The 8,732-nt window shown below is 68.5% G+C and carries 5 protein-coding genes; 1 reads left to right on the forward strand and 4 read right to left on the reverse strand.

What is annotated here, in order from left to right; all coding sequences use genetic code 11:
- Positions 1 to 144 precede the first annotated feature (144 nt).
- The 4 genes from QHF84_RS49735 to QHF84_RS49750 all read right to left on the reverse strand — a co-directional run bounded on the left by QHF84_RS49735 (position 145) and on the right by QHF84_RS49750 (position 3,906).
- Positions 145 to 903: a Phenylacetic acid catabolic protein gene (locus QHF84_RS49735; RefSeq protein ID WP_281320715.1), complete on the reverse strand. Its 759-nt coding sequence runs from the start codon at positions 901 to 903 to the stop codon at positions 145 to 147.
- A 19-nt stretch (positions 904 to 922) separates the two neighbouring features.
- A complete protein-coding gene (locus tag QHF84_RS49740; RefSeq protein ID WP_281320716.1) occupies positions 923 to 1,714 on the reverse strand; it encodes a creatininase family protein in 792 nt (263 codons plus the stop codon).
- Between the two features lie 156 nt (positions 1,715 to 1,870).
- Complete coding sequence (locus QHF84_RS49745; protein ID WP_281320717.1) at positions 1,871 to 2,863, reverse strand: 2-oxoglutarate and iron-dependent oxygenase domain-containing protein; 993 nt, start codon at positions 2,861 to 2,863, stop codon at positions 1,871 to 1,873.
- Complete coding sequence (locus tag QHF84_RS49750) at positions 2,863 to 3,906, reverse strand: FHA domain-containing protein (RefSeq protein WP_281320718.1); 1,044 nt, start codon at positions 3,904 to 3,906, stop codon at positions 2,863 to 2,865. Before QHF84_RS49750 ends, QHF84_RS49745 begins: the two co-directional genes overlap by 1 nt.
- Positions 3,907 to 4,067: 161 nt before the next feature.
- Between QHF84_RS49750 and QHF84_RS49755 the strand changes: the two genes are divergently transcribed.
- On the forward strand, positions 4,068 to 8,732 hold a 4,665-nt coding region (locus QHF84_RS49755), incomplete at its 3' end, for a DUF4215 domain-containing protein (protein WP_281320719.1).

Here is an 8,732-nt window from a genome sequence, read left to right on the forward strand (position 1 = left end):
TCGGCGCTCTGCGAGATCGCGAAGCGAGCTCGCCTCGGGGGGTGAATCGGCCGGGCTTTGCCCGGACGAGAGGGGGACGCGAGGCGTCCCCCTCGGGACGAAACAAGGCTAGAACATCGAGCGGTTGCCAAACCGCTCGATGTTCTAGACCGCGGGCTGGCCCGCGCTGCGCTCGGTGCGCGGTACGCTCACGGGGCCCGATGCGGGCGCCTTCTCGGGCCCCTCGATCCCGAGCGCGGCGAGCGGCGGGAGCACGAGGCCCGAGAGGCGCATCGCCGCGGCGATGTCGTCGAGGAAGTCGTGCATGACGGCCGCGGGATCACGCTTTTTCAGCCCCATCGAGATGGCGTATCGCGCCCCCTCGCTGCCCGGCCGGCCAAACGACAAAAGCCCCTGCCGGAGCCATCGCTCGAAGAGCTTCTGTTTGTCCGCGTCGTATCGCCCCGTGAGCGACAGCTCCACGACGAGGCGCTCGCCGAGCGCCTGGTGTCCACGCTCCTCCTCGACGATCTTGCGGACCACCTTGCGGTACGGCTCGAAGCTGCATTCCTCGTACTCGCGGAGCTGCCAGAAGCCGCCGCGGTCGTACAGGAACTGCGCCATCGCGAGCTCGTAGAAGCTCGTGGCGAGGGGCACCGGGCGCTCGGCGAGGCGCGCATGGACGACGGGCTCGACGCTCTCGCCCGTGAAATCCTGGTACATGCGCGCCACGGCCTCGTAGTGCTCGAGCTCCTCGCGGATGTGCCACGTGAAGAGCTTGAGCCAGCGCATCTCCGGGACGAATTGCAGTCCGTGGCCGAAGAGGTGCGCCGCCGCGAGCTCGCGGTAGGCCTGCCCTTGCATCATCTGGACGAGCGTCCGCTGCCAGCGGTCGTCACCGCCGGACTCCTGTGCTTTCTTCATTTCCCCCCCTACTGGTACTTCATGGACTCCGCGAAGCTTCGCCCCGGAGGGCCTTCGCGGCGAGACCGTCTTCCACTTCGCCCACGACCATCGTCGCGAGGCGTTCGATCGAATCGCGCCCCTCCTCGGCCGTGGCCTCGGCAGGCGCGCCCGTATATGCGTCCGTGATCCCCATGGCGAGAAAGCTCGTCTTGCCCTGACGGATACCGTCCGAGAGGCTGATTCCGAGCGCCGGGAGCTCCGCCATGCGCGTTTGGTCGACCGTGTCCGGGGCAGCCGCGAGCAGGATGGACGTCTCGTATCGCCCCGCATGACAGGCGCCGCTCTTGAACTCCGCCGAGAGCGTGCGCGCCCAGCGGCGCGACAGCGGCGAGGCCACGGAGGCACCGCCCGCGGGCAGGCCCTCGATCGAGGCCCTCACCGCGGCGTCGTGCGCGGGCTCGAGGTGATTCGAAACCAGGCAAACATGGGAAAAACCTGCATTCAGATATCCCTCGACGACGGCGCGCAGGAACGCAATGAGCGCCTCCTCCGTGACCGTCACGGCGCCGGCGAACCCCTCGGCGAAACGCGTGACTCCATAAGGCACGCTCGGCCCGATCAGCGCGGCCGTCCCCCGTGCTTCGAGCAGAAAAACCGCGCGCTCGGCCACCGCGTCGCCGATGAACGTGTCCGTCCCGAGAGGCAGATGCGGGCCGTGCGGCTCGACGGAGCCGACCGGGACGAGCACGACGGGCGGCATGGGACCCGTGAGCAGGCATTGCAGCGTCTGGGTCGTGAGATCCGCGATGTAGGGGCGTCGGGCGCGCATGCGGTCGTGGTTCTCGAAGGCCCTACCGGATAGCACGAACGCTGGGACATCGCGAGAGGACACGGAATTTTACGGTCCTGGCCTCTTGCTTGCATTCTGCGTTCGCCGGGGCGACGCCCGGGAAGCCCTGGAAATCGGGGGTGCGCGCGGAGAAATTCACGTCACGCCCGCCGCTTGCCCGAGCTCCGGGAAGACCTTCGCCACCTTGCCGAGGAGCCATTGCCCGTAGGTTCCTCGAAATTCGTGCACGTTTTGCCGGTCCCACCGCTCGTCCGCTCGGCCGTCCGCACGGCTCGTGTCGATTGCCTGGATCTCCGCGTCCCAGCCTGGATCGAAGAAAAACGGCAAGCTCAGCCGGTTTCTCCCCGAGCGATTGTGGACCCGGTGCGGCGTGGATCGATAGAGCCCGCCCGTCATTCGATCGAGCATGTCGCCGATGTTGCAGACGAAGGATCCGGGCACGGGCGGCGCCTCGATCCAGCGGCCGCCGGATTTCACCTGCAATCCCCCGGCGTCGTCCTGCCGCAGGATCGTGAGGAGACCATAATCGGTATGCTCTCCGACGCCCCAGCCCTCGGCGCCGCCCTCCGGCGGCGGGTAATGGAAGGCCCGGAAGAGGATCGTGGGATCCGCGGTGTAACGATCCGCGAAATAGGAGGCGGGCAGGCCGAGGCCGAGGGCCATTCCTTCGAGGATCACGTGACCGAGGCGGGTCATTTCGGCCATCCACGCGAGCGCGGCCTCGCGGAACCCGGGGAGGTCGGGGAAGAGGTTTTTCCCGTGCAGGGGGACGCGGGCCCGGACGCGCGGGTGGTCGTCCTCGTGTTCGGCGCCGAAATAGATGCCCTCTTTGAGATCGGGTTTGCCCGAGGTGAGCTCGCCGCCGACGGGGAAATACCCCCGCCACGCGCGGGCCGCCTTCTCCATGCGGATCTCCATCTTTCGATCGAGATCCTGCGCGAAAAACGCGCGGCAGAGCGCGTCGAGGCGCGCGGCGAGGGCCTCGTCCACGCCGTGGCCCACGACGTAGAAGAACCCCGAGCCGCGGCAGGCCTGGTCGATCGCCCGCGCCGTGACCTGTTTGTCCGGGCCGCCTCGCACGAGCGGGCCGAGATCCACGATGGGGACCGCGGAGCTGCCTTCGGCCATCACGCCTCCGGGTGCTCGAGCCTTTGCCAGTCGAGGATCATGCGCGAGCCGAACTCCAGGCGATCCACGTCGGCCAGCACCTCGGCCTCGATGGCGCGGCCGTTTCGACGCACGCCGTTCGTGCTGCCCGTGTCGATGGCCCAGACGTCCGCGCCGATGCGGACGAGGAGAAAATGCACGCGGGAGACGTTCCTGTCGATCTCGCCGAGCGAGAGGCCGCAGCGCTCGTAGCGGCCGATGAGCAGGCCCTGTTCGAGCCGCTCCGCCGAGACGCGCCGCTTCGCCTTCGCCATGCCGGCCTGCAGGCGGATCGTGCCCCAGGCGATCTCGGGCTCCTCGTCGTCGCCGAGCAGGAGCGGCGAGGCCTGCGTGGTGACACGCGAGGGCTCTTCGAGGCCTCGATACGGGCCACCACGGAGGCGCGGCGCGGGCAATGCGTCGACGCCGGCGCGCCTGTCGGCCGCGGTCGGGGCGCGCCGATCGACGAACGTGCGCGGCGGCATCGAGGTCCACGCGTCACCCGCGCGCGCGGGCCACGGGACGCCGGGGGAGCAAGGCAAGAACCAGAGCGCGTACGCGCCGATCGAGAGGTACGTGGGGCCGTCCGAGGAGAGGGCGCCGCTCTCCTGGCCGTCCTCGGCGCGGAACGGGAGCTTCGTGTTGAGGTCCCAGACCTGGAGCTTGGGCGCGCCGCCCTCGGCGAGGACGAGCCCTGCCATGTGGCGGAGCGAGATCGCGGACGAGGGCACTTGCAAGCGGCATTTCGTGTGCCGGCCGATCGTGAGCGGCGAGCCAGCCTCGCAGAGGACGGCGCCGACGAGGCGCGCGCGCGGGTCGATGAGCGCGACGGCGAAGGAGGGCTTTCGTGTCGCGGAGGCGAGCTCGGCGAGCCGGTCGTAGGCGACGAGGAAAGCGGCGCGCGGCGGCGGCGCGGGGAGGTTTTCGTCGGACGCGGCGAGGGCGGCCATCGTGCCGCGGTTGTCGAAAAGGGGACCAAACGTGCCGGTTTCTTCCCCGGGCTCCTCGTCGTCGTTTGCGCGCATCGCTTCACGGTCATTGGGGCATGGAAGCGGCGCGGAGGCAAGCCGGGGATCGATGGAGGTCGTTGAGTCGGTGAACGGCTTGCGGTAGCGTCGCGAAACCGTCGGGCTTGAGGGGGAAAGGTGCCCCGCGCCCGCGCGAACGTTCCTGCGAGGAGCCAGCCATGAAGCGCCCGATAGCGCTCGTATTTCCCTTGATCGCCCTATTATGGGCCGTCGTTTTGCTCGCGTGTCCACGCGCCGCCCAGGCCGCGACGACGATCCCGGGCGGCAACATCATCAACCAGACCTGGACCCCGGCCGGTAGCCCCTACATCGTGCAGGGGGACATCATCGTCCCCGTGGGCGCGAAGCTCACGATTCAGGCCGGCGTCGAGGTGCAGTTCGGCACGTCGGACGGCCTGATGACGGGCAAGGACACCGGCGAGGTCGAGATGACGATCCGCGGCACGCTGGAGGTGCAGGGGACCGCGGCGAGCCCGGTGAACTTCCGATCCACGACGACAGGCGCGGGCCAGTGGTACGGCGTCGTCGTCGACACGGCCGGCGCCGTCTTGACGACGACGGAGCTCGTCGTGCAGCACGCGCAGTACGGGTTTCGCGTGGTCGACGCCACCCCGGCGCTTTCCGGGTTCACGGCGCACACGAACTCGTACGGCGTGTACTACAGCGGTCTCGGGGGCGGTTCGATCACGAACGCGGTGATCCGGAACAACTCGAGCTACGGCGTGTACGTGTCGTCGTCGGGCTCGGGGAGCGTGTCGGTTTCGATCACGAACACGACGCTCAACCAGAATGGCATCTACGGCGTGTACGCGTACACGTCGTCGCCGACGTTGACGACGACGATCACGAATTCGGTCGTGACGAACCATTCGACGGGGCTCTACCGGGACACGGGCGGCGGTTCGTCGTCGATGACGGTGACGTACTCGGACGTGTGGGGGAATTCGACGAATTATTCGGGCACGAGCGCGGGGACGGGGAGCTTCTCGGCGAACCCGCTGTACGTGTCGTCGACGAACCTGCGGCTGACGTCGAACTCGCCGGCGCGCTTCGCGAGCGCGGCGAGCACCGACATCGGGGCGCTTCCGTACACGGGCGATGCGACGAACGGCCTGCTCGGCACCTTGTGGACGAACACGACGCTGGACCTCGCGGGCTCGCCGTACACGGCGACAGGTGATTTGACGGTGGCGCCCGGTGTGACGCTGACGCTCGATCCGGGGGTGACGGTGCGCTTCGCGACGACCGATGCGATGGCGTCGGGGATGGACACCGGGGAGACAGAGCTCATCGTGCGAGGCACGCTGAGCTCGAAGGGGACGGCGGCGCAGCCCGTGACGCTCGCGGCGACGACGACGGGCGCGGGGCAATGGTACGGCGTGGTCTTCCGGCAAACGGCGACGAACCCGGTGCTCACGGGCGTGACGATCACGGACGCGCAATACGGGATTCGCGTGGCCGAGGGCACTCCGGATCTCTCCGGGTTCACGGCGCACACGAACTCGTACGGCGTGTACTACAGCGGTCTCGGGGGCGGTTCGATCACGAACGCGGTGATCCGGAACAACTCGAGCTACGGCGTGTACGTGTCGTCGTCGGGCGCGGGGAGCGTGTCGGTTTCGATCACGAACACGACGCTCAACCAGAATGGCATCTACGGCGTGTACGCGTACACGTCGTCGCCGACGTTGACGACGACGATCACGAATTCGGTCGTGACGAACCATTCGACGGGGCTCTACCGGGACACGGGCGGCGGTTCGTCGTCGATGACGGTGACGTACTCGGACGTGTGGGGGAATTCGACGAATTATTCGGGCACGAGCGCGGGGACGGGGAGCTTCTCGGCGAACCCGTTGTACGTGTCGTCGACGAACCTGCGGCTGACGTCGAACTCGCCGGCGCGCTTCGCGAGCGCGGCGAGCACCGACATCGGGGCGCTTCCGTACACGGGCGACGCGACGAACGGCCTGCTCGGCACCTTGTGGACGAACACGACGCTGAACCTCGCGGGCTCGCCGTACACGGCGACGGGGGATCTGACGGTGGCGCCCGGTGTGACGCTGACGCTCGATCCCGGTGTGACGGTGCGCTTCGCGACGACCGATGCGATGGCGTCGGGGACGGACACCGGGGAGACGGAGCTCATCGTGCGAGGCACGCTGAGCTCGAAGGGGACGACGGCGCAGCCGGTGACGTTGTCAGGGGCGACGTCGGGCGCGGGGCAATGGTACGGGGTCGTGCTGCGGCAGACGCAGACGAACAGCGTGTTCTCGGGCGTGACGATCACGGACGCGCAATACGGGATTCGCGTGCCCGAAGGGACACACGCGCTGGAAGGCTTCACGGCGCACACGAACTCGTACGGCGTGTACTACAGCGGTCTCGGGGGCGGCTCGATCACGAACGCGGTGATCCGGAACAACTCGAGCTATGGCGTGTACGTGTCGTCGTCGGGCTCGGGGAGCGTGTCGCTGTCGATCACGAACGCGACGCTCAACCAGAATGGCATCTACGGCGTGTACGCGTACACGTCGTCGCCGACGTTGACGACGACGATCAAGAATTCGATCGTGACGAACCATTCGACGGGGCTCTACCGGGACACGGGCGGCGGTTCGTCGTCGATGACGGTGACGTACTCGGACGTGTGGGGGAATTCGACGAATTATTCGGGGACGAGCGCGGGCACCGGCACGATCTCGTCGAACCCGCTCTACGTCGGATCGACGAACCTCAAGCTCCAGTCGTCGAGCTTCTGCATCGACGTGGGCACGGCGACGGGCGCGCCGTCGAAGGACATCGAGGGCACGATCCGGCCGCTCGACGGGGACGGGATCAACGGCCCCGCATTCGACATGGGCGCCTACGAATACGCGCCTGCCGCGGTGTGCGGCGACGGGGCGCTCGGCGCGGGCGAGACCTGCGACGACGGGGCGGCGAACGGGCAATACGGCAAGTGCAAGGCCGACTGCTCGGGCCCCGGGCCCTACTGCGGCGACGGCCTGACGAACGGGCCCGAGCAATGCGACGACGGGAACGCGTCGAACACCGACGGCTGCCTCGCGACGTGCATGACGGCGACCTGCGGCGACGGGTTCGTCCGGACGGGCGTCGAGCAATGCGACGACGGGAACGCGTCGAACACCGACGGCTGCGTCATGGGCTGCAAGACGGCGGCCTGCGGCGACGGTTACGTGCAGGCCGGCGTCGAGCAATGCGACGACGGGAACATGGTGAACACCGACGTCTGCACGAACGCGTGCAAGCCCGCGGCCTGCGGTGACGGTTACGTGCAGGCGGGCGAGCAATGCGACGACGGGAACACGTCGAACAACGACACGTGCCTGAATGCCTGCAAGAACCCGAGCTGCGGCGACGGCTACGTGCAGACCGGCGTCGAGCAATGCGACGACGGGAACATGGTGAACACCGACGCCTGCGTCATGGGCTGCAAGAACGCCGGTTGCGGCGACGGCTACGTGCAGGCCGGCGTCGAGGTGTGCGACGACGGCAACCAGAACGACAACGATACCTGCCTGAGCACGTGCCAGGCCCCGAAGTGCGGCGACGGCGTCGTGCAAATGGGCGTCGAGCAGTGCGACGACGGCAACATGAACAACGACGACGGCTGCCTGAACTCGTGTCTGACCGCGAAATGCGGCGACGGCGTCGTGCAGACGGGCGTCGAGCAGTGCGACGACGGCAACATGGTGAACACGGATGCCTGTCTGAACTCCTGCGTGCAGGCCAAGTGCGGCGACGGCGTCGTCCGCGCAGGCTTCGAGCAGTGCGACGACGGCAACCAGAGCAGCAACGACGCGTGCTTGAACACGTGCGTCACCGCGAAGTGCGGCGACGGTCAAACCCAGACCGGCGTCGAGCAATGCGACGACGGCAACGTGTCGAACACGGACGCATGCCTGAGCACCTGCGTGCAGGCGAGCTGCGGCGACGGCTTCTTGCAGGCCGGCGTCGAGCAATGCGACGACGGCAATGCGAGCAACACGGACGCGTGCCTCAACCAGTGCGTGCCGGCGAGCTGCGGCGACGGGTTCGTCCAGATGGGCGTCGAGCCTTGCGACGACGGCAATGCGAACAACACGGACGCGTGCCTCGTCGGCTGCAAGGCGGCGAGCTGCGGGGACGGGGTCGTGCAATCGGGCGTCGAGGCCTGCGACGATGGCAACATGGTGGATACCGACGCCTGCCGGAACAACTGCTCGCTCCCGGGCTGCGGCGACGGCGTCGTCGGGCCGGGCGAGGCATGCGACGACGGCAACATGTCGAACACGGACGCGTGCCTCGGCACCTGCATCGCGGCGAGCTGCGGTGACGGATTCGTGCAATCGGGCGTCGAGCAATGCGACGACGGGAACACGAACGACACCGACGGCTGCGTTTCGGGTTGCAAGAGCGCGAGCTGCGGCGACGGGTTCGTCGAGGACGGCGTCGAGGCCTGCGACGACGGCAACCAGGACGACACGGACGGCTGCAAGAACGACTGCTCGCTGCCGACGTGCGGCGACGGCGTGGTGCAGGCGGGCGAGGCGTGCGACGACGGCAACGAGGAGGACACGGATGCGTGCCTGTCGACGTGCGAGGACGCGAGCTGCGGTGACGGGTTCGTGCAATCGGGCGTCGAGGAGTGCGACGACGGCAATCAGGCGGACGGCGACGGTTGCAGCGCGTCGTGCGCGGACGAGGGCCAGGGCGGCGCGGGCGGCGGCGGTGGTGCCGGCGGCGGCGGCGGTGCCGGCGGTGCCGGCGGCGCGGGTGGTGACGGCGGCGCAGGTGGTGCCGGCGGCGCGGGTGGCGCGGGC

It is taken from the genome of Polyangium sp. y55x31 (genome assembly GCF_029946505.1).
Classification (GTDB): Bacteria; Myxococcota_A; Polyangia; order Polyangiales; family Polyangiaceae; genus Polyangium.

Coding starts and splice junctions, on each gene's coding strand:
- QHF84_RS49750 (WP_281320718.1), bottom strand. CDS start 3,906: ATGCGCGCAAACGACGACGAGGAGCCCGGGGAAGAAACCGGCACGTTT.
- QHF84_RS49740 (WP_281320716.1), bottom strand. CDS start 1,714: ATGCGCGCCCGACGCCCCTACATCGCGGATCTCACGACCCAGACGCTG.
- QHF84_RS49735 (WP_281320715.1), bottom strand. CDS start 903: ATGAAGAAAGCACAGGAGTCCGGCGGTGACGACCGCTGGCAGCGGACG.
- QHF84_RS49745 (WP_281320717.1), bottom strand. CDS start 2,863: ATGGCCGAAGGCAGCTCCGCGGTCCCCATCGTGGATCTCGGCCCGCTC.